The organism is Duganella margarita (genome assembly GCF_009857535.1).
GTDB lineage: Bacteria > Pseudomonadota > Gammaproteobacteria > Burkholderiales > Burkholderiaceae_D > Rugamonas > Rugamonas margarita.
Genome location: NZ_WWCS01000001.1, coordinates 31,599 through 52,627 on the forward strand (window position 1 = coordinate 31,599; position 21,029 = coordinate 52,627).

The 21,029-nt window shown below is 64.8% G+C and carries 12 protein-coding genes; 6 read left to right on the top strand and 6 right to left on the bottom strand.

Features of this window, described 5'->3' with window-relative positions; genetic code table 11:
• Positions 1 to 74 precede the first annotated feature (74 nt).
• Genes uvrA through GTP55_RS00175 form a run of 3 tightly spaced genes read left to right on the top strand, consistent with a single transcriptional unit; the run spans position 75 to position 4,721 of the window.
• Positions 75 to 2,921, top strand: a complete 2,847-nt coding sequence (uvrA, locus tag GTP55_RS00165) for an excinuclease ABC subunit UvrA (RefSeq protein ID WP_161043000.1) — start codon at positions 75 to 77, stop codon at positions 2,919 to 2,921.
• 1 nt (position 2,922) lies between these two features.
• A complete protein-coding gene (locus tag GTP55_RS00170; protein ID WP_161043001.1) occupies positions 2,923 to 3,825 on the top strand; it encodes an AraC family transcriptional regulator in 903 nt (300 codons plus the stop codon).
• A complete protein-coding gene (locus tag GTP55_RS00175; protein WP_161043002.1) occupies positions 3,822 to 4,721 on the top strand; it encodes a hypothetical protein in 900 nt (299 codons plus the stop codon). The genes GTP55_RS00170 and GTP55_RS00175 overlap by 4 nt, the downstream gene beginning before the upstream one ends.
• Here GTP55_RS00175 and GTP55_RS00180 read toward each other — a convergent pair.
• Entirely contained in the window at positions 4,687 to 6,471 is a 1,785-nt protein-coding gene (locus tag GTP55_RS00180) for a DUF885 domain-containing protein (protein ID WP_161043003.1), read from the bottom strand. The genes GTP55_RS00175 and GTP55_RS00180 overlap by 35 nt on opposite strands.
• A gap of 191 nt (positions 6,472 to 6,662) precedes the next feature.
• On the opposite strand from GTP55_RS00180, the gene GTP55_RS00185 reads away from it, so the two are divergent.
• Entirely contained in the window at positions 6,663 to 8,096 is a 1,434-nt protein-coding gene (locus GTP55_RS00185; RefSeq protein ID WP_161043004.1) for an aldehyde dehydrogenase family protein, read from the top strand.
• Here the strand turns inward: GTP55_RS00185 and GTP55_RS00190 are convergent.
• From GTP55_RS00190 to GTP55_RS00200, 3 genes are all read right to left on the bottom strand, one after another.
• Positions 8,093 to 8,734: an HAD hydrolase-like protein gene (locus tag GTP55_RS00190; RefSeq protein WP_161043005.1), complete on the bottom strand. Its 642-nt coding sequence runs from the start codon at positions 8,732 to 8,734 to the stop codon at positions 8,093 to 8,095. The genes GTP55_RS00185 and GTP55_RS00190 overlap by 4 nt on opposite strands.
• A gap of 210 nt (positions 8,735 to 8,944) precedes the next feature.
• Entirely contained in the window at positions 8,945 to 9,562 is a 618-nt protein-coding gene (locus GTP55_RS00195; RefSeq protein WP_161043006.1) for a TetR/AcrR family transcriptional regulator, read from the bottom strand.
• A 141-nt stretch (positions 9,563 to 9,703) separates the two neighbouring features.
• A complete protein-coding gene (locus GTP55_RS00200; RefSeq protein WP_161043007.1) occupies positions 9,704 to 11,569 on the bottom strand; it encodes a phosphoenolpyruvate carboxykinase (GTP) in 1,866 nt (621 codons plus the stop codon).
• 282 nt (positions 11,570 to 11,851) lie between these two features.
• Here GTP55_RS00200 and GTP55_RS00205 point away from each other — a divergent pair, with 282 nt between their 5' ends.
• Positions 11,852 to 12,856 (top strand): D-2-hydroxyacid dehydrogenase family protein, encoded by a 1,005-nt coding sequence (locus GTP55_RS00205; protein ID WP_161043008.1) that lies wholly within the window; start codon positions 11,852 to 11,854, stop codon positions 12,854 to 12,856.
• On the opposite strand, the gene GTP55_RS00210 is transcribed toward GTP55_RS00205, so the two are convergent.
• A complete protein-coding gene (locus tag GTP55_RS00210) occupies positions 12,813 to 13,580 on the bottom strand; it encodes an L-asparaginase (RefSeq protein ID WP_161043009.1) in 768 nt (255 codons plus the stop codon). The two genes, GTP55_RS00205 and GTP55_RS00210, sit on opposite strands and share 44 nt — an antisense overlap.
• Before the next feature lie 106 nt (positions 13,581 to 13,686).
• Between GTP55_RS00210 and GTP55_RS00215 the strand changes: the two genes are divergently transcribed.
• Positions 13,687 to 14,172 (top strand): asparaginase domain-containing protein, encoded by a 486-nt coding sequence (locus tag GTP55_RS00215; RefSeq protein WP_161043010.1) that lies wholly within the window; start codon positions 13,687 to 13,689, stop codon positions 14,170 to 14,172.
• Positions 14,173 to 14,184: 12 nt separating this feature from the next.
• On the opposite strand, the gene GTP55_RS00220 is transcribed toward GTP55_RS00215, so the two are convergent.
• Positions 14,185 to 20,922, bottom strand: coding sequence for a beta strand repeat-containing protein (locus GTP55_RS00220; RefSeq protein ID WP_161043011.1), 6,738 nt, complete (start codon positions 20,920 to 20,922; stop codon positions 14,185 to 14,187).
• Between the last annotated feature and the right edge of the window lie 107 nt (positions 20,923 to 21,029).

The following is a 21,029-nucleotide window of genomic DNA, read 5'->3' on the forward strand; positions in this document are numbered from 1 at the left end:
GAACCAGCGCGCGCCCGGCGCAAGTAATCAAACCCGGCTATAGTGACGGGTTGACTCTAAAGGCCAAAAATCCCATGGAACAGATCCGCATCCGCGGCGCACGCACGCACAACCTGAAAAACATCAATCTTGACCTGCCACGCAACAAGCTGATTGTGATTACCGGCTTGTCCGGTTCCGGCAAATCCTCGCTGGCGTTCGACACGCTGTACGCCGAGGGCCAGCGCCGCTATGTGGAATCGCTGTCGGCCTACGCCCGCCAGTTCCTGCAATTGATGGAAAAGCCGGATGTGGACCTGATCGAGGGCCTGTCGCCGGCCATTTCGATCGAGCAGAAAGCCACCTCGCACAATCCGCGTTCCACGGTCGGCACCGTGACCGAAATCCACGATTATCTGCGTCTGCTGTACGCGCGCGTCGGCACGCCTTATTGCATCAACCACCCGGACCAGGCGCTGGCCGCGCAAACCGTGTCGCAGATGGTCGACGCAGTGCTGGCCCTGCCGGCCGACACCAAGCTGATGATCCTGGCGCCGGTGGTGGCCAACCGCAAGGGCGAGCACTCCGACCTGTTTGAAGCGATGCAGGCGCAGGGCTTCGTGCGCTTCCGCGTGCAGAGCGGCACCCACGACGCCAAGATCTACGAAGTGGACGACCTGCCGAAGCTGAAGAAAACCGAGAAGCACACCATTGACGTAGTGATCGACCGCGTCAAGGTCAGCCCGGATATCAAGCAGCGCCTGGCCGAGAGTTTCGAGACCGCGCTGCGCCTGGCCGACGGCCGCGCCGTGGCATTCGAAATGGACAGCGGCGCCACCCACGTCTACTCCAACAAGTTCGCCTGCAATATCTGCGGCTACTCGCTGCAGGAGCTGGAGCCGCGCCTGTTCTCCTTCAATAACCCGATGGGCGCCTGCCCCGAGTGCGACGGTCTCGGTCACATCGAGTTCTTCGATCCGAAGCGCATCGTCGCCTTCCCCAACCTGTCGCTGGCTTCCGGCGCGGTCAAAGGGTGGGACCGCCGCAACCAGTTCTACTTCGCCATGCTGTCCAACCTGGCGGCGTTTTACGAATTCGACCTGGATGTGCCGTTTGAAAAGCTGCCGAAGGCGGCGCAGGAAGCGGTGCTGAACGGCTCTGGCAAAACCTCGATCCCGTTCACCTACATCAATGAGCGTGGCCGCACCGTGGTCAAGGAACATACCTTTGAAGGTGTGGTCAACAACCTGGCGCGCCGTTACCGCGAAACCGATTCGATGGCGGTGAAAGAGGAGCTGTCGAAGTTCATCAACGAGAAAAAATGCCCGTCGTGCGAAGGCGCGCGTTTGCGCATCGAAGCGCGCTTCGTCAAGGTCGGCACCGGCAAGCAGGAAAAGGCCATCTACGAGATCGCCGAGAAGCCGTTGCGCGAAACGCTGTCGTTCTTCGAGCAGCTGAAACTGAAAGGCGCGAAGAAGGACATCGCCGACCGCGTGGTGAAAGAGATCATCTCGCGCCTGCAATTCCTCAACAATGTCGGCCTGGATTACCTGTCGCTCGACCGCAGCGCCGACACCCTGTCGGGCGGCGAAGCGCAGCGTATCCGCCTGGCGTCGCAGATCGGCTCCGGCCTGACCGGCGTGATGTACGTGCTGGATGAACCGTCGATCGGCCTGCACCAGCGCGACAATGACCGCTTGATCGACACCTTGCGCCACCTGCGCGACATCGGCAACAGCGTGCTGGTGGTGGAACACGACGAAGACGCGATCCGCACCGCCGACTACATCGTCGACATGGGCCCGGGCGCCGGCGTGCACGGTGGCGAAGTGATCGCAGCCGGTTCGCTCAAAGACATCATGAAGAACAAGAAGTCGCTGACCGCCCAGTACCTGAGCGGCACGCGCAAGATCGAGGTACCGGCCAAGCGCCATGTGGCCGATGCGGACAAGCAGCTGGTGATCACCGGGGCCACCGGCAATAACCTGAAAAAGGTCAACCTCAAGCTGCCGGTCGGCCTGATGACCTGCGTGACCGGCGTTTCCGGCTCCGGCAAGTCCACGCTGATCAACGACACGCTGTTCCCGGCGCTGTCGCGCCACCTGTATGGTTCGCAGACCGAACCAGCGCCGCACGACACCATCAGCGGTCTGGAACACTTCGACAAGGTGATCTCGGTCGACCAGGCGCCGATCGGCCGCACGCCGCGCTCGAATCCTGCCACCTACACCGGTTTGTTCACGCCGATCCGCGACCTGTTCGCCACCGTGCCGACCGCGAAAGAGCGCGGCTACAGCGCCGGCCGGTTCTCGTTCAACGTCAAGGGCGGCCGCTGCGAAGCGTGCCAGGGCGATGGCGTGATCAAGGTCGAGATGCACTTCCTGCCGGACGTCTACGTGCCTTGCGATGTTTGCCACGGCAAGCGCTATAACCGCGAAACGCTGGAAGTCCACTACAAGGGCAAGAACATTACCGAGATCCTCGACATGACGGTCGAAGACGCGCACGAGTTCTTCAAGCCGGTGCCGGTCATCGCCCGCAAGCTGCATACGCTGCTGGACGTGGGCCTGGGCTACATCAAGCTGGGGCAAAGCGCGACCACGCTGTCGGGCGGCGAGGCGCAGCGCGTCAAGCTGTCGCTGGAACTGTCCAAGCGCGATACCGGCCGCACGCTGTATATCCTGGACGAGCCGACCACCGGCCTGCACTTCCACGATATCGACCTGCTGCTGAAAGTGATCCACCGTCTGCGCGATCAGGGCAACACGCTGGTCATCATCGAGCACAATCTCGATGTGATCAAGACCGCCGACTGGATCGTCGATCTGGGACCGGAAGGCGGCGCCGGCGGCGGCAAGATCATCGCCAGCGGCACGCCGGAAGAAGTGGCGGCCAATCCGGCCAGCGTCACCGGCAAATACCTGGTACCGCTGCTGAAATAAAATGAAACGGGATCTCGCCCCCACCCGCCTCGATCACATGATCGACATCGTCCAGCTGCATACGCTGGGCGAGCAGCGGGTGGCGACGGCGATTCCGTTTCTGTCGCTGCTGCGTTCTTCCCATCCCACGCCCGTTACCAAGGGCGTGCTCAAACCATCGTGCTGCGTGATCCTGCAAGGGCACAAGCGCGTGCACCTTTCCGACGAAGTGCTGGACTACGGCCCCGGCGAATACCTGGTGGTGTCGGTCGACATGCCTGCATCAGGCCACATCATCAGCGCCACGGCCGACCAGCCCTACCTGCTGCTGAATATCGAACTCGATCCGCAAGAGATTGCAGCCATCGTGCTGGAAGCGAAAATCACCATCGATTCCGAACAGCCGGTACGCGGCGCCTTCATCGGCCAGACTGACGACGCCTTGCAGGAGTCTTTGTATCAGCTGGTGCGCCTGCTGCATGCGCCGCCGGCGGAAGCGGCCTTCCTGGCGGTGGGACTGAAACGCGAAATCATCTACCGCATGCTGAACGGCCCTTATGGCCGCCAGTTGTACCAGAACGTGGTGCTGGACCAGCAGGACCGCGGCATCAGCAAAGCCATCGCCTGGCTCAAGGCCCGCTACGACCAGCCGATCAAGGTGGAGGAGCTGGCGCAGGCGACCAATATGAGCGTCTCCAGCCTGCACCACCGCTTCAAGGCGGTGACCAATATCGGGCCGATGCAGTACCAGAAACAGCTACGTTTGCAGCAGGCGCGTTCACTGCTGCTCAATGGCGAAGTTGACGCCACCACTGCCGCCTACAAAGTGGGCTACGAAAGCGCCTCCCAGTTCAGCCGCGAATACCGCCGCCTGTTCGGCGCACCGCCTATGCAGGACATCAAGAAACTACGGACCGCACCATGAAGATCAATAAGAAGCGCCTGCTGCCGCTGGGCATAGGCTTGTTCGTGTTTGCCATGGTGGGACTGTTGGCCGACAAGGCGTGGTCGGAGAAGCAGCAGCAACTGGACCTGATCACCGATTTCTACCGCGACCATCTGGCGCGGCCGGACAAGCGCCAACCGAGCCAGGTGCCGCCGGGCTTCTTCACGCCGGAACTGGAAGCGCTGATCGACGCCAACAACCAGCTTTGCTACAGCCTGTCGCGCAGCGACGATATCTGCGGCTATGGCGCCGACAGCGATGTATTCCTCGATGCGCAGGAAGCCTCGCCCAGCCTGGACTTCGAGCGCTCCAGCTTCCGCATCAGCCGCGTCGGCGACAACGTAGTGGAAGCCACCTTCAACGTCTATCCCGACATGGGCACCGCCTATGACCGCCAGATCCGTTATGTGCTGGTGCAGGAAGACGAAGGCTGGCGCGTGGACGACATGCTGTTCTCGCAAAACCGCTCGATGCGGGTCGAGCTGCTGCAGGAGAACGACGCCATCCTGGCCCGCGCGCGCGACCTGGGCGACACCGCCGGCTGGGTGTTCAACTACCTGCGCAACGGCGACATGCTGGACCGCGCGGTGCGCTTCATCGCCTTTCCGGTGCAGGTGTGCGACCAGTACGGCGTCTGCGCCGCCATGAAGCGCGACGACCCGCGCCTGATGCAGGCGCTGGACTATCTGTCCGACAACAAGAGCGACACCGACGTGCTGCCGCCGCCCGCTGAAGCGCAAGCCGCCGATGGCAAGGTTATCGCCATCGGCGCGCTGGACTTCACCTTCCAGAACCGCGCCTGGTGGGTGACCAGGATCGACCTGCGCCGGCTTCAGGGCATCAAGCCTGCTTCTGGCTTGCCACCCACTGTTTGATGTGCGCCTCCAGCACATCCATCGGCAATGCGCCGGCGCCCAGCACCTGGTCGTGGAAGGCGCGGATGTCGAAGCGGTCGCCCAGTTCCTTGCGGGCGTAGTCGCGCAGCTCAAGAATCTTTAGCTGGCCGATCTTGTAGCCCAGCGCCTGGCCCGGCCAGACGATGTAGCGGTCGGTCTCGCTCTGCACTTCTACTTCCTCAATCCCCGAGTGGGCGTGGAAGAAGTCCACCACCTGCTGGCGCGTCCACTGCTTCGAGTGCAGGCCGGTGTCCACCACCAGGCGGATCGCGCGCAGCATCTCGTCCTGCAAATGGCCGTAGTAGCTGTATGGGTCTTTATAGAATCCCAGCTCCTCGCCCAGACGCTCCGAGTACAGCGCCCAGCCTTCCGCGTAGGCGGTGTAGTTGCCTTGCTGGCGGAAGTCGGGCAGACCCTGGATCTCCTGCGCCACGGTCAGCTGCATGTGGTGACCGGGCACGCCTTCATGCAGCGCGGTGGTTTCGATATCGATGGTGGAGCGGTGCGCGAAGTCGCCGGTGTTGACCATCACGCGGCCCGGCCGCTTGCCGTCCGGGGAGCCGGGCATATAGGCCGCAGCCGATGCGCCCTTCTCGCGGAACTCCTCCACCGGCTTGATCTCCACTTTCCCCTTCGGCAGCACGCCGAACAGGTTAGGCAGCTGGAGGTACATCTGGTCCGTATATTTCTGATACAGGTCGAGGATCTCCTGGCGCGATTTGGGATGCAGCGCCGGATTGGCAGCCACCGCCTTGTTGAAGCTCTTCAGATCCTGGTAGCCCAGCTTTTGCGCGGTCGCCAGCATCTGGCCTTCGATGCGCGCCACTTCCGACAGGCCCAGTTGGTGAATCTGCTCCGGCGTCATCTCGGTGGTGGTGGACGCCTGCGCCTTGAAGGCGTAGCGCGCCGCGCCGTCCGGCAGCGACCACATGCCCACGTCCTTGCGGCCGTATGGCAGGTACTTGGTCCTGGTGTAGACCGCCAGCTTTTTATACGCCGGCGCCACGTCGTTCTTCACCGCCGCCAGCACTTCCTTGCTCAGGCGCGCCTTGTCGGCGGCAGAGAAATCTTTCGGGAATTTCTTGAGCGGTTCCGCGTACGGCGAGTCGGCCGGCTTCATGGCCGCCACGTCCTCGCACTGCTTGACGATTTTCGGAATCAGGAACTGCGGCGGCATCAGGTGATCGCGCACGCCGTTCTCCATCTGCGCGCGGGTCTGGTCGAACAGCTTGGGCAGCGCGTGCAGACGCTGGATGTAGTCCTCGTAATCCTTCACCGTTTCGAAGTTCAGCGCCGAAATGATCATCGGGGTATCGATATGCACGCCGGAGTTCTGCGCCAGCGGCATCTCCCAGTCCTTGAAGCGCGCGCCGTCCACATTCTGCTGCAACTGGCGCACCATCAGTTCGCGGTTGAGCTGCTCCTGCAACGGGAAGCCGGTGGTGTCCACTGCCTGGAAGCGCTTGAGGAAGGCGGCGCTGGCCTGGATGTCGGCATCGATGCCGGCTTGCGAGAAGTCCGACCACTTATCGTTGTAGCGCTTATCGCCCAGCAGCGACGCCCATTCGGGACTGGTGCGCATGGTGTACTGCCATTGTTCGGTGAGCAGGTTATTGAGCGCCGCGCGGCGCGCTTCCAGGTCGGGCGCACTGGTATCGGCATGGGCCACGCCCAGGAACAGGGCAAACAACAGGGCGCTGGCGGCGCCGATGCGGGTGGTGGTGATCATGTGGGCCTATCGTAAAGAGGGGTTGAGCGTGCACTGTAGCGCCGGCGCCGGCAAGCTGCGGCGTAATTGTGACGAAATGCCAAAACACCGGCGTGGAATGCAGAATCAGGCAACCATGCGGCAGGAATCCCACTGATGCGGCGGCGCGCGAATTCCTAGAATGGCTCCATCAACCTACCCAAGGAGCTGTCATGCACACCATCGATCACATCTACATCAACGGCCAGTTCGTCACGCCGCACGGCACCGAAATGTTCGACCTTATCAATCCCACCACCGGCCAGCTGGACGGCCAGGTGCGGCTGGGCGACGTGGAGGACACGCGCCGCGCCATCGCCGCCGCCAAGGCAGCCTTCCCGGCCTTTTCGCGCACCACCAAGGCGGAACGCGGCGCCATGCTGCAACGCCTGCACGACGCGGTGCTGGCGCGCGCCGACGATGCGGCTAACGCGCTGATCGAAGAATACGGCGGTCCGCGCAACAGCAGCGTTGGCCGCTCACGCTACACCGCCAATATGTTTTTGGATGTGAAGCAGGTCATGGACGATCACGAGTACGTGAAGACCGTGAACAAGTCCAAGGTGGTGCTGGTGCCGGTGGGCGTGGTCGGCATCATCACGCCGTGGAATTCGAGCGCCTGGTTCGTCGCCAACAAGGTGGCCACGGCGATTGCGGCCGGCTGCACGGTGGTGGTCAAGCCGAGCGAATTGAGCGCGCGCCAGAACCAGATCCTGACCGAAGCCTTTCACGCGGCGGAACTGCCGCCGGGCGTAGTCAACATCGTCAACGGCCGCGGCGACGTGGTTGGTGCGGAGCTGAGCGTGCACCCGGATATCAGCAAGATTTCGTTCACCGGTTCAACCCCGGTTGGCAAGCAGATCGCCCGCCTCGGCGTCGACACCATGAAGCGGGTGACGCTGGAACTGGGCGGCAAGAGCGCCAACGTGATCCTGGACGACGCCGATTTCGCCAAGGCGATTCCGAACGCGATTGCGGCCTGCTACATGAACAACGGCCAGGCCTGCATTGCCGGCACGCGCCTGCTGGTGCCGGCGCCTCGGCTGGACGAAGTGAAGGCGCTGGCCAAGGCGGCGGCCGAAGCGGTGGTGGTCGGCGATCCGCACGACGCCAATGTGTCGCTGGGGCCGATCGTCACGCAGAAGCAGTTCGACCGCGTGCAGCATTACATCGGCGTCGGCATCGCCGAAGGCGCGGAGCTGGTCACCGGCGGCCTGGGCAAGCCGGCCGGTCTGGAGGCGGGCTACTTCGTCAAGCCGACCGTGTTTGCCGGCGTGACGCCGTCGATGACCATCGCCAGGGAAGAAATCTTCGGCCCGGTGCTGTCGATCATGACCTACGAGACCGAAGAGGAAGCGATCGCCATCGCCAACGACACGCCGTACGGCCTGCAAGCCTACGTCAGCTCGACCGACCTGGCGCGCGCCAACCGTGTGGCGGACCAGATCGTGGCGGGCCGGGTGCACATCAACGGCATCCACGATGACCTGATCGCGCCGTTCGGCGGCTTCAAGCAATCGGGCATCGGCCGCGAGTTCGGTCCGTACGGGCTGGAGGCGTATCTGGAACCGAAAGCCATCCTCGGCGAGGCGGCCCAGTATCGCTAGACCGTCGTGGAGGCAGCGGGCGCTCCGATCAGGTCGGCGACCTGGCGGAATACCCGCTGAGGCTGCTCGGCAATCAGCACATCGACGTTGTTGAAGCCCCAGGCCACGGCGCCGAAGGCAATGCCGGCTTCGGCCGACACCCTGGCGTCGCGGATCTCGTCGCCGATCAGCATCACGTGCTCGCGCGCGACACCCGTGGCGGCGAGCACCTTGCGGATCTTCGGTAGCTTGCCGAACAGCGAGGCGCCACATTCGAACTGGCTGAACAGTGCCGACGTCTCCGGCCCCAGGATCGTCAGCACATTGCTGCGCGAATTGGAGCTGACGATGGTCAGTTGCACGCCCTGCGCCTTCAGCGCGCGCAGCGCCTGATCCATGCCGGCGAACAGGCGGATGCCGTCGGTATTGCGGCCCATGCTGGCGCGCATGAAGTTGGCGATGGCGGGCAGCTTCCACAGTGGTACTTCATGAATCGCCATCAGTTGCCGCGCGTCGAGGTCGCGCAGCGCTTGTCTGCGGCTGGGATCGAAGCGCTTGAAACCGTACTTGTCGGCGGCTTCGTCAAACACCTGCAAGAACACCGGCAGGGTATCGGCCAAGGTGCCGTCGAAATCAAAGATGATGAGTTTGCGGTCCAAGTTGTTCCCGGCACAATGTGAGGTTTCCTATTATGCCGTTGTATTTCAAAACAGGATGAAGTCTTCGTTGCGGTCCGGCAGCGAGCGCAAGGTGCGGCCCAGTCGCGGCCACAGCAGGCAAAGCAGGACGAGCAGCAACAGCAGGACAGTTTTCATGATTGACTCCTTTTTCGCACGCCTGTGCGAAATTAAGTGAATAAAAAGGCCGGCTCAGGCCATATCGTTAAAACTCTTGTAGGTCGAAATCAGGCGGCTGAAGGCGCGTTGCATGCGGCGCAGCGTCTGGTCGTCATGCAGGAAGCGGGTGTCGTGGATCAGGCCGACCACCAGGCTGTAGATCTCGTACACCAGCTGGCCGGGATCGGTATCCGGCCGCAACTGGCCCAGCTCCATCGCTTGCAGAATAGTTTTGCGCAGCGAGGCGCGCCAGGCCATCACGCCTTGCTGCAGGCGGTCGCGCAGCGGGCCTTGCTGGTCGTCGAACTCGAAAGCGCCGGCGCTGTACAGGCAGGAATTGCGCAAGCCCTCGTCCGCGACGCGGCTGGCCCAGGCATTGACCTGGGCCGTCAGCCGCGGCAAGCCGCGCGGCTGTTGCAGCGACGGCAGAAAAATCTCCGCGCCAAAGCGGCGGTCGTACTCATCCAGCACGGCCTCCTGCAATGCTTCCAGCGAACCGACGCGCGAAAACACGCCGCTCTTGCTGATGCCGGTGCGTTTGGCCAGCTCGCCCAGCGACAGCTTGCCGATGCCGTCGGTGGCTGCCATATCCAGCGCGGCCTCCAGAATCGCGGCGTAGGTGGCTTCGCTTTTTGCGGTCAGGGTATCCATGGGCTGCACTTTAGCACAGGTGTGCGAAATTGCAAGCAAAAAAAAAGGCGTCACGGTGTCATTCCCGCGTAAGCGGGAATCCATAGGGCACCTGATAGTCCGACTGGGCTCCCGCTTTCGCGGGAGCGACGCGCGCTGAGCTTAGCGGGCCAGGCGCTTCTCCAGTTCGGCTTTCACGGCGGTCAGTTCGGCCGGCAGGCGGTAGGCCAGCTTGGTGAACAGTTCTTCATGCAGCTTCAGTTCTTCGCGCCAGGCGTCCTTGTCGATCGAAGTAATCGTCTCGAACTCTTCCGGTGAGAACGGCATGCCATCCCAGTGGATGTCGCCAAAGCGCGGGGTGGTGCCGAAGATGTTTTCGACGCCGCCGGCTTCGCCTTCAATGCGTTCCAGCATCCACTTCAGCACGCGCATATTGTCGCCGAAGCCGGGCCAGACGAAGTGACCCTGCTCGTCGGTGCGGAACCAGTTGACGCAGAAGATCTTCGGCAGCGTGGCGCCTTCGATTTTCTCCACTTTCTTGCCCAGGTCCAGCCAGTGCTGGAAGTAGTCGCTCATGTTGTAGCCGATGAAGGGCAGCATGGCGAACGGGTCGCGACGCACCACGCCCATCTGGCCGGCGGCGGCAGCGGTGGTTTCCGAACCCATGGTGGCGGCCATGTAGACGCCTTCCACCCAGTTGCGCGCTTCGGTCACCAGCGGCACGGTGGTCGACCGGCGGCCGCCGAATATGAAGGCCGAGATCGGCACGCCGGCCGGATCATCCCAGGCTGCGTCGATCACCGGGTTCTGCGTGGCCGGCACGGTGAAGCGGGCGTTCGGATGCGCGGCCTTGCCGGTCGATTCCGGCGTCCAGTCCTTGCCTTGCCAGTCGATCAGGTGGCTTGGGGCCGGCTTGCTCAGGCCCTCCCACCAGACGTCGCCATCGTCGGTCAGCGCGACGTTGGTGAAGATGGTGTTCTCGCGCAGCGAGGCCATGCAGTTGTAATTGGTTTTTTCGTTGGTGCCAGGGGCCACGCCGAAGTAGCCGGCTTCCGGGTTGATGGCGTACAGCTTGCCGTCCGCACCCGGCTTGATCCAGGCGATATCGTCGCCAATCGTGGTGATCTTCCAGCCGTTGAAGGTGTCTGGCGGGATCAGCATGGCAAAGTTGGTCTTGCCGCACGCCGATGGGAAAGCTGCCGCCACGTAGTGCTTCTTGCCTTCCGGCGATTCCACGCCGAGGATCAGCATGTGTTCGGCCAGCCAGCCGGCGCCGCCATTCTGGGCGTCCTGGAAGCCCATGTTGGAGGCGATGCGCAGCGCGAAGCATTTCTTGCCCAGCAGCGCGTTGCCGCCGTAGCCGGAGCCGTAGGACCAGATTTCGCGGGTTTCCGGGTAGTGCACGATGTACTTGGTGGCGTTGCAAGGCCACGCCACGTCCTTCTGGCCGGCTTTGAGCGGCGCGCCGACGGTGTGCACGCACGGCACGAATTCGCCGTCGGTGCCCAGCACGTCATACACGGCCTTGCCCATGCGGGTCATGGTGCGCATATTGACGGCCACGTATGGCGAATCCGACAGTTCCACGCCGATGTGGGCGATCGGCGAACCCAGCGGACCCATCGAGAACGGCACCACATACATGGTGCGGCCGGTCATGCAGCCGTCAAACAGCGGATGCAGGGTGGCGCGCATCTCGGCCGGATCCATCCAGTTGTTGGTGGGGCCGGCTTGTTCCCTGGTGGCCGAGCAGATGAAGGTGCGGTCTTCCACGCGGGCGACGTCGGTCGGGTCCGAGCAGGCCAGGTAGGAATTCGGACGCTTTTCCTGGTTCAGTTTTTTCATGGTGCCGGCGGCAACCATCTCGGCGCACAGGCGGTCGTACTCTTCTTGCGAGCCATCGCACCAGTAGATGCGGTCCGGCTTGGTCAGGGCGGCGATTTCGGCCACCCAATTGATGAGCTTTTGCTGTTTGATGTAAGCTGGTGCGTTCAATGGTGCAACGCCTCCCATCACGGGCTGATTCATGATACCTCCAATGCTAATAAAGAATTCGGTGGCGGCAGATCGTCGTCAGCTTATGGCTAGCGCTCAGAGGTCCATTCGAAATGGGTCGGCGGTCATACGGCGGTCGTGGCGCGGGCCGGGATCTCGTGGTCCGGCTTTGTATTTTCGGCCGATTGTACACCCCTCAACAAAGGTTCCATACGAAAATGTAGGAGAATTAGTTGAGTAAAGTAGTAGGCTATTTGGCTTATCTGCAGGGCTGTTATTTCCCTACGAAATTTCTTAAAAGATCGTTCATCTTCCATGAAAATCGCAATTCTCGATGATTACCAAAATGCAACTCCAAGTCTGAAATGCTTCGAGTTGTTGGCAGGCCACGAAGTAAAAGTGTTCAACAGCACGACCCGTGGCCTCGGCCAGCTGGCGATCCGGCTGGCGCCCTACGACGCGCTGGTGCTGATCCGCGAACGCACTGCGTTCAACCGCGCCCTGCTGGGAAAATTGCCAAATCTAAAATTGATTTCCCAGACCGGCAAGCTGGCCGGCCATGTCGATGTGGCGGCTGCCACCGAGCTGGGGATTGCGATTGCCGAGGGCATCGGTTCGCCGACCGCGCCGTCGGAACTGACGTGGGCGCTGATCATGGCGGCGGCGCGCAAGATCGTGCCGTATGCGAACAATCTCAAAGACGGCCTGTGGCAGACCGCCTCGATCAACCCGCAGTTGAACGGACTGGGCTTCGTACTCAAGGGCCGCACGCTGGGCATCTGGGGCTATGGCAAGATCGGCCAGACGGTAGCCGGCTACGGCCGCGCCTTCGGCATGAACGTGATGGTGTGGGGCAGCCAGGCCAGCCGCGACAAGGCGGTGGCGGACGGCTACACGGCGGCCACATCGCGCGAGGCTTTCTTCGAGCACGCCAATGTGCTGAGCCTGCATCTGCGCCTGAATGACGCCACCCGCGGCATCGTCAACGCCGGGGATCTGGCGCGCATGCGGCCGGATGCGCTGTTCGTCAACACCAGCCGCGCCGAACTGGTGCAGCCGGAGGCGCTGGAACAGGCGCTGCTGAAAGGACGGCCGGGCAATGCGGCGCTGGACGTGTTCCACTCGGAACCGCTGGCGGCCGATTCAGCGCTGCTGCGCATCCCCACCGTGCTGGCGACGCCGCACCTGGGCTACGTCGAGCAGGACAGCTACGAGCTGTACTTCCAGCATGCGTTCCAGAACGTGGTGGCGTTTGCCAACGGCACGCCAGCCAACATCAATAATCCAGACTACGCTCGTCAGGCACGCCAGTCAGATTGACGCGCGGGGCCGGCATCACATGGACCTTGCTCCACAGGCCAGCCCAGCCGGGCGGCCAGGTGATGTCCGGACCGGCATAGGGCGGCAGTGTGGCGCGCACCGGGATCACCGGCACCGGCGGCATGTCGGTCAGCGGGCCGCCAGCGGGACGCTGCATGTCCAGGCTGTACATATACCCGGGCAGCAGCGCGTCGCACACGCTGGCGAACCAGGCGGTATGGTCTTCATCGCGGCCCAGCGCCTGCGCCAGTCCCTGCGGATCGAATTTGGCCAGCGCGTGGATCAGCTCATCGGTACTGGCGCCCGGCGTATCGCCCCAGCCCATGACCGGATTGCTGTTGTAGTCGGCGCCCGAGCCATACCAGCCTTCGCGCCACGGCCGCTGCATCCAGTCGCGCTGGCCGGTGAACAAATGCCAGCGCCAGTGCAGCCCGGACGGCTTGGGCCAGGAATACAGGTACAGCTTCTGATAGCCGGCCTGGTGCAGCGCGCGCACCATCGCCATCAGCCGCGCGTGCGGCATGCGGTCGGGCGGCGCGCGGCGGAACAGGATCGCCTCGCCATCGGCAAACTGCACCTCGTCGGTGGACAGATTGAGGTCGAGCGTGCGCGACTCGCTACCGAAGCGGGCGGAAATCCAGCCGGTCAACAAATTGACCGTCGTGATTACCCCGTAGCCACGGTGGCGGTGGAAAATAACAGTGCCGGGAGCGAGCGCTTTCATGATCAGCTGAACGAACAAAGAAACCAGTGTAGACATAGTCTACCCAAGTTTCCAGTGCGAGGTTTGGGTTATGATGCACATCCATTCTTTAGCATACGTTTTTATCATGACCCTGCGCATCCTGGCCACCGGCGGCACCTTCGACAAACACTACAATGAACTGAACGGCACCCTGGGCTTCGCCGACAGCCACGTGCCGGACTTGCTGAAACGTTGCCGCCTGACCATCGATGTGGCGCTGGAACAGTTGCCGCTGATGGACTCGCTGGACATGGTGGATGCCGACCGCGAGCGCATCCTGGCGGCGTGCCGCGCGGCCGCCGAAAAAGCCATTGTCATCATCCACGGCACCGACACAATGCCGCAGACGGCGCAGGTGCTGGGTCCGGCCAACCTGGGCAAGACGATCGTGCTGACCGGCGCCATGATCCCTTACGAGATCGCCAACTCCGACGCCCTGTTCAATCTGGGCTTTGCCTCCGGCGTGGCGCAAACCCTGCCAGCCGGCGTGTACGTCGCCATGAACGGCAAGATCTTCGCCTGGGACAACGTGCAGAAGAACAAAGCGGCTGGCGTGTTCCAGCCGCTGTAATCCGCTCCGGGCTTAGCGCGGGGCTGCCAGCAGCCCTTGCGCTGCGCCGGCTTGCAGCGCCTTGAGGCGGTGGCTGTCGGCATCGGTGTAGGCGGCGTTGGTGGCGTTAATGACGCTCAGGCCGGTGGCGCTGTAGTGTTGCAATGCCTCGGCCAGGCGCGCGCTGTGCGTGGCCAGCTGGCCGCTCGCCGGTGGGGCCGCGCTGCTGCCGGCCGCCTCCGCATAGCCCGACATCGCTTGCGCCATGCCGCTGACATTGCCGCTCAAGCCTTGCGCGAACCAGACGTCGGCCGCCGCGTGCGACTGGCCGTCGTCGGTGGTGTAGGTCGAGGTCAGGCCGATCAGGTTGCCGTGGTCGAGTGCGCTGCTGCGCTGCACGTCCAGCTTGAGGCTGGCGATGTGCAGGGCGGCCAGGGTCTTCAGCTCGTCCGGCTGGCTGACGCCGTCCGCATTCGCATCCACCCACACGCGCAGGTCGCCGTACAGTGCGTCCTGCGCATCAATGACGCCGTCGCCATTGCTGTCGATCGACGCCAGCGCCTGATAGCCGTCGGCGGCCGTGCTGCCGTCGGCCAGTTTGGTGGCCGAGCCGAATAGTTCGCTGCCGTCGTTAATGAGGCCATCATGGTTGCGGTCCAGCGCCAGCAAGCCGTCGCCCTGACCAACCCAGCCGGTGGCGCGCCTGGCGCCGCTGGCGGCCAGGTCGAACTGCACGCCCGCGTCCAGACCCAGCGTGCGCACGCCGTTGCCGTCCAGGTCCAGCACCAGCGGCGTGACGAAGGTCATTGCCGCTTTCTGCTCGGCCGTGAACGCCGCCTGCTGCGCCGTCGACAGGTTGTTGTATTGCGTTGCCGTCATCACATGGGTTTGCGTAGTGGTCAGCTGCAACAACTGGGCATTGCTCAAGGACGTCATCTGATACGGCGTCAGCGCGCGGATCTGGCGCGTGCCGAGGCTGGCGATATCGCCCACGTCGATGGCGCGCAGGTTGTCCGCGCTGAGGTCGGCAATCAGGGCGGTGCTCATCGCCGCCAGCTGGGCGCCGGTAAAGGCCGCCATTTGCGCCGCCGTGAATTGCTCGGCGCTATCGTGCGGAATCAAGGCCGCCACTTGCTGCATGGTCAGTGACGATACCTGGCGCACCGTCAACGCCTGCAACTGAGCGTCGCTCAGCGCACTGATGACGCCGGTGCTGAGCGCGGCGATATCGACGGCTTCCACCGCCGCCAGCGAGGCCGGCAGCAGGCGCGCGACCGCCGCCGAGTTCAGCGCGGCAAACTGCGTCGACGTCATCGCCTGCAATTGTGCGGTGTTCAGCGCCGCCAGCAGATTGCCGTCGCGCGCCGCCGCATTCAGCAGTTGCGGGCTGATCAGGGCGATGTCGTTCGGGTCCAGGTAGCGGACTTGCGACGCCGCCAAGGTGGTCAGCTGCGCGCTAGTCAGCGCCGCCACCTGCACCCCGGTGAGCGCAGCAATCTGGTTACTCTTCAGCGCCAGCAATTGCTCGGTTTTCAGGCTGCCCACCACAGCCGGCTTCAACATGGCAATCACGCTGGCGTCCAGCGCGCCGACCACCGTCAGCGGCAGCACGCCCATTTGCGCCGAACTCAGGGCGGCAATCTGGTTGAGCGTCAGCGCCGCCGCCTGGGCAGTGCTGATGCTGGCAAAGGTGCGCGTGCTCAGCGCGGCGATCTGCGCCGTGCTCAGCGCGACGAGTCCGCCACCTTGGCTGCCCAGCGCGCCCAACTGTTCCGGCGTCAGCGTGGCGATGGCGGCAATGCTGAGGGCCGCCATCGCATCGTTACCGAAGGCGGCGATGTCGTCGACCGTCAGGCTGCTGACTTGCGCCGCCGTCAATGCATGCACCTGGGTCGTGCTGAGCAAACTGAGCTGCGCCGTTGTCAGGCCGTCCAGCTGGTAAGTGCTGAGCGCCGCCAACTGCGCGGTGCTCAGGCCAGCCAGCTGCGAACTGCTCAGGCTGTGCAGGAAGGCCGGCGCCACCGATTTGATCTGCGTCAGACTGAGCGCACCGATCTGTGCGCTGGTAAAGGCTTGCACCTGGGACGAGCGCAGCGCTTGCAGCGCGGCGGTGGCGATCGCGGCGATCTGCGCCGTGCGCAGCAGACCGAAGTTGACCGCCTGGCCGCGGCTGTTGGTGCCAAGGGCGCCGATCTGGCTGGTGTTCAGGGCCGCCACCGCCTGCGTGCTGAGGGCGCCGACATCGCTGTCCAGCGCGACTACATCGGCCGTCGATAGCCCGGCCACCTGGCGCACGGCCAGGGCCGCCACTTGCTCCGCGGTCAGCGCGGTCATCTGCGCCGGCAACAAGGCGCTGACTTGGCCGGATGTCAGGCTGGCGATCTGGCGCGTGGTGAGGCTGAGCAGTTTCTGGGTGCTGAGTTGCGCCAGGCCGGTCGCGTCCAGCGCGCTGACGGCGGCAGTGCTCAGTACCGACAACTGTTCGCTCGACAGGCTGATCACGCTGGCGGCCGACAGGGCGCCTGCCTGTGCGCTGTTGAGCACGGCAACCTGGGCGGTCGACATCATCACCAGCTGGGCCGTGCCGATGGCCGTCATCTGGGCCGATGTCAGACCGGCGATCGCGCTGGTACGCAGCGCCGCCACCTCTTCCGCCCTCAGTCTGGCGATGGCCGCCAGCGACAGTCCGACCAACTGGGCACTGGTCATCGCCCTGGCCTGCTCGACCGTGATGGCGGCCGCCTGCGCGCCCGTCAGGCCGCGCAACGCTGCACTGCCCAGCGCGGCAAACTGGCCGGTGCTGAGCACTGCGAACTGGTCACCGCTGAGGCCGGCCAGCTGGCTGGACGACAAGCCCTTGAGGGTGCTGGTGCGCAGTGCGGCGATATCGGTCAGGTCGAACACGCCAAGATCGGCGATCGACAGGGCCGCCAGCTGCGCGCTGCCCAGGGCCATGACCTGGTCGGAGCTCAGCGCAGCCGCCTGCGCGGAGCGCAAGCCGGCCAGCGCAGCCGGCCGCAAGGCGGCAATCTGGGCCGTGGTCAGCGTGCCGATCGCAGTCTGGCCGCTGCCGAGTGGATCGTTGCCCAGTACGCTCAATTGCGCCGAACTCAGGCCGGCAATCGCCGCCGTCCTCAGCGCCGCCAGCAGCTCGGGATTGAGGGCGCCGATATCGCTCAGCGACAGGCTGGCCAGTTGCGCCGAACTCAGCGCCGCCAATTGCGCCGACTGCAGGCTGAATATCTGGCGGCTGCTCAGCGCGTTCAACTGGCTGCTGTTCAAGGTCGCGATCTGGCGGGTAGCCAGCGCGGCGACCTGCTCGGGACTGAGCACGGCCAGCGCGCGCGTGGTCAGGCCGGCAATCACGCCCGTGTTCAGCACGGGAATGTCGCTCAGTTGCAAGCCCAGCAGCCCTGCCGAGCTGAGCGCGGAAAACTGGGCGGCATTCAAGACCGCGATTTGCTGGCTGGTCAGGGCCGTCACCTGGTCGCTGCCGAGCGCGGCCATCTGTGCCGTGCTCAAGCCGCTCAGGGCGGCGGTGCGCAGCGCCGCCACCTCGGCCGTCTCCAGCGCCACGATGTCATTGCTGCTCAAGGCGCGCAGCTGGGCGCTGCTCAATACGCTGGCCTGCAAAGTGCTCAGCGCAACGATTTGGTCGATGCTGAGCCAGCCGATGGCGCGGGTGCCCAGCGCCGCGATCTGCGTGGTGCTGAGGGCGCCGAACAGGTTGCCATCCGGGTCCGCCCCCAGCGCCGCCAGTTGCGTGCTGGTCAACGCCTGCAACATGGCCGTGCTCAGCCCGCGCATGCCGTCGCTGCTCAACGCGGCAATATCGGCCACCGACAAGCCCGGCAGGTTGCGGGTATTCAGGCCGGCGACCTGTTGGGTGCCGAGGAAGGCCACTTGTGCCACGCTCAGCGCCGCCAACTGGGCGCTGCTGAAGACGGCGAATTGTTGCGAACCCAGCGACGCCAATTGCGCCGCGTTCAGGCGCGCAATCAGGTCGGCCGACAGCGCGGCCAGCGCCGCCGGGCCCAGCGCGGCCAGGCTGTCGCTGGAGAAGCCGGCAATGGCATCGGTCGGCAGCACCGCGCGCTGCTGGGTGCCGAGCGCGGCAAACTGGGCCGGCGTCATTGCGCTCAGCTGGTCGCTGGTCAGCACCCGCACTTGCGCCGTGGTCAGCGCGGCGATGGCGTTGGTGCGCAGCGCAGCGAAGTCGGCGGCGTCAAACGCGTGGATGATCGCGGTCGACAGCGCCTGGACCTGCGTGCTGTTCAGGGCGGCGGCCTGGCGCGTGCCCAGCGCCATCACTTCCGCGGCAGTCAGGCCGGCCAGCGTGCTGGTGCGCAGCGCGGCGATCTGGGCCGTGCTGAGCGCCGCCACATCCAGTCCCAGCGCTGCCAGTTGTTGCGGACTCAGGCTGGCGATCACCGCTGTGCTGAGCGCCGCCACGCCGGCACTGCTGAGCGCGGCGACGGTGTCGACACTGAGGCCGCCGATCTGGCGGCTGCTCAGGGCGGCCACCTGGGCCGAGCGCAGGCTGGCCAGTTGGTCATCGCTGAGCGCGTTCAGCTGGTCGATGCTGAGCACGGCGATCTGGCGCGTGGCCAGGCCGCTCAACTGTTCGGTCTGCAGGGACGCCAGGCGCGCGCCGTCGATGGCGGCAATGGTGGCAGTGGCCAGCGCGCCGAGGTCGGCGCTTTGCAGGCCGGCCAGGCTCGGGGCACTCAGCGCGGCCAACTGGCGCGCGCTCAGCACGCTGGCTTGCGCAGTGGTCAGGGCGCTGACCTGATCGCTGCTGAGCAGCGCCAGCGCCGCCGTGCCGAGGTTGGCGATGACACTGGTGCGCAGCGCGGCAAAGTCGGCAGTCTCCAGTGCCGCCATCAAGGCGCTCGGCAGCGCCGCCACCTGGCTGCTGGTTAGCGCAGCGGCTTGCGCGGTGGTCAGCGCGAGCAACTGATTGTGGGTCAGGCCGGCCAGCGCACTGCTGCGCAGCGCGGCGATCTGGGCGGTGCTCAGCGCGGCAATGGCGGCGCCCCCATCCAGCAAGCCGATAGCGGCCAGCTGCTGGGAATTCAGCGCCGCCATCACACTAGTGGTGAGCGCCCGCAAGGCGCGGGTGCCGAGGGTGTTCAGGTCGTCTTCGCTCAGCGCGCTGACCTGTGCGCTATTGAGACCGACGATCTGGGCGGTGCTCAGCGAGGCCAGCACCGCCGCATCGAGGGCCGCCACTTGCGCCGTGCTCAGCGCGGCAATCTGGCGCGAACCGAGGCCGGCCAGCTGCGTCACGCTGAGCGCCGCCAGCAGCGACGGGCTCAGTTGCGCGATCACGCTGGTCGACAGCGCCGACAAGGCGCCGCTGGACAGGCCAGCCAGGGTCTGGTTGCTGATGGCCGCCAGCTGGCGGCTGCTCATGGCCGAGAACTGCGCCGTGGTGAAGGCGCCAAATTGGGCGCTGCTCAACACCGCCATTTGCTGGGTGGACAGCGCGCTGATCGCACTGGTGCGCAGCGCGCCGAGGTCGGCCGCCGAGAGGGCGTGGATGGCGGCGAGCGACAGCACGCTGACCTGCGCGCTGCTCAGGGCGGCCACTTGCCGGCTGCTCAGCGCAGCGGCCTGGGCGGCATTCAGCGCCACCAGCGTGGCGGTGCCCAACGCGGCAATCTGCGCCGTGGTGAGGCTGGCGATGGCGCTGAAATCGGCGCCGCCCAGCACGCTGAACTGCGCCGACGTCAGCGCGCTCATCGCCACCGCATTCAGGTAAGGCAGGTCACCGCTATCGAGCGCGGCAATATCGGCGCTGGACAAGCCAGCTACCTGGCGCGACCCCAGCGCCGCCAGTTGCGCGCTGCGCAGATGGCTGACTTGCTGCGACGTCAGGCCGGCAACCTGGGCGCTGCTAAGCGCCACGATCTGGCGGGTGGTCAGGGCGCCCAGCTGTTCGCTGCTCAGTTGCGCCAGCACGGCCGTGCCCAGTTGGGTGACGGCGCCGGTGCTCAGTGCCGCCAGGTCGGCGCCGGACAGGCCGGCCAGCGCGGTGTTGCTCAGCGCGGCGACCTGACTGGTGTTCAGTGCGGCAAACTGCGCCGTGCTCATGCCGGCCAGCTGGCCGGCCGACAGCAGCGCCATCTGGCTGGCCGAGAGGCCGGCGATGGTGGCGGTTTTCATCGCCCCCAGGTCGGCCGCTTGCAGCGCGGCCAGGTTGGCGCTCGACAAGGCGGCCAGCTGGGTCGCATTCCAGGCCGTGGCCTGGCGCGTGGTCAGTGCCACCGTCTGGCCGCTGGTCAAGGCGGCCACCTGGGTGCTGCCCAGGGTCGCCATGGCTTGCGTGCTCAGTTGCGCGAAACCGGCATCGCTGATGGCGCGCATGTCGTCGGCGGAAAAAGTGGTCAGCTGTGCGGCGCTCAGCGCGCCGAACTGGGCCGCCTGCATCAGCGCGATGTCGGCGCTTTGCAGCGTGGCGAAATTGGCGGTGCTCAGCGCGGCGATGTCGGCGGTTTCAAACGAGGCGATCGCGCCATGGGCCAGGCTGGTGAAGGCGCGCGTCCCCAGCGCCGACACCTGGGCCACGCTCAGCGCGGCGATCTGCTCCGGATTGAGCGCCGCCATCAGCGCGGTGGTGGCGGCGCCGGCGGCATTCAGCACGGCCGGGCGCAGCGCCGGCACTTGCGCCGGCGTCAGGGCGGCGATGTCCGCCGTGGTCCACGCCGCCAGCTGTTGCGAGGTCAGATTGGCGATCTGCAGTGTAGTCAATCCGACAGGGCCGCTCATAGGAAGTTCCTTTTTTGATAAGACTTTTCACTATAGCAGAATTCGTCTTACTTTCCTCGTGGCAATGCACATTTTTTTGCATTTATCAACGAAAAAATGCCGCGAAA

Excerpts from the sequence above, each read along its gene's own strand:
- uvrA (WP_161043000.1), top strand. The coding sequence starts at position 75 with ATGGAACAGATCCGCATCCGCGGCGCACGCACGCACAACCTGAAAAAC.
- GTP55_RS00170 (WP_161043001.1), top strand. The coding sequence starts at position 2,923 with ATGAAACGGGATCTCGCCCCCACCCGCCTCGATCACATGATCGACATC.
- GTP55_RS00175 (WP_161043002.1), top strand. The coding sequence starts at position 3,822 with ATGAAGATCAATAAGAAGCGCCTGCTGCCGCTGGGCATAGGCTTGTTC.
- GTP55_RS00180 (WP_161043003.1), bottom strand. The coding sequence starts at position 6,471 with ATGATCACCACCACCCGCATCGGCGCCGCCAGCGCCCTGTTGTTTGCC.
- GTP55_RS00185 (WP_161043004.1), top strand. The coding sequence starts at position 6,663 with ATGCACACCATCGATCACATCTACATCAACGGCCAGTTCGTCACGCCG.
- GTP55_RS00195 (WP_161043006.1), bottom strand. The coding sequence starts at position 9,562 with ATGGATACCCTGACCGCAAAAAGCGAAGCCACCTACGCCGCGATTCTG.
- GTP55_RS00200 (WP_161043007.1), bottom strand. The coding sequence starts at position 11,569 with ATGAATCAGCCCGTGATGGGAGGCGTTGCACCATTGAACGCACCAGCT.
- GTP55_RS00205 (WP_161043008.1), top strand. The coding sequence starts at position 11,852 with ATGAAAATCGCAATTCTCGATGATTACCAAAATGCAACTCCAAGTCTG.
- GTP55_RS00210 (WP_161043009.1), bottom strand. The coding sequence starts at position 13,580 with ATGAAAGCGCTCGCTCCCGGCACTGTTATTTTCCACCGCCACCGTGGC.
- GTP55_RS00215 (WP_161043010.1), top strand. The coding sequence starts at position 13,687 with ATGACCCTGCGCATCCTGGCCACCGGCGGCACCTTCGACAAACACTAC.
- GTP55_RS00220 (WP_161043011.1), bottom strand. The coding sequence starts at position 20,922 with ATGAGCGGCCCTGTCGGATTGACTACACTGCAGATCGCCAATCTGACC.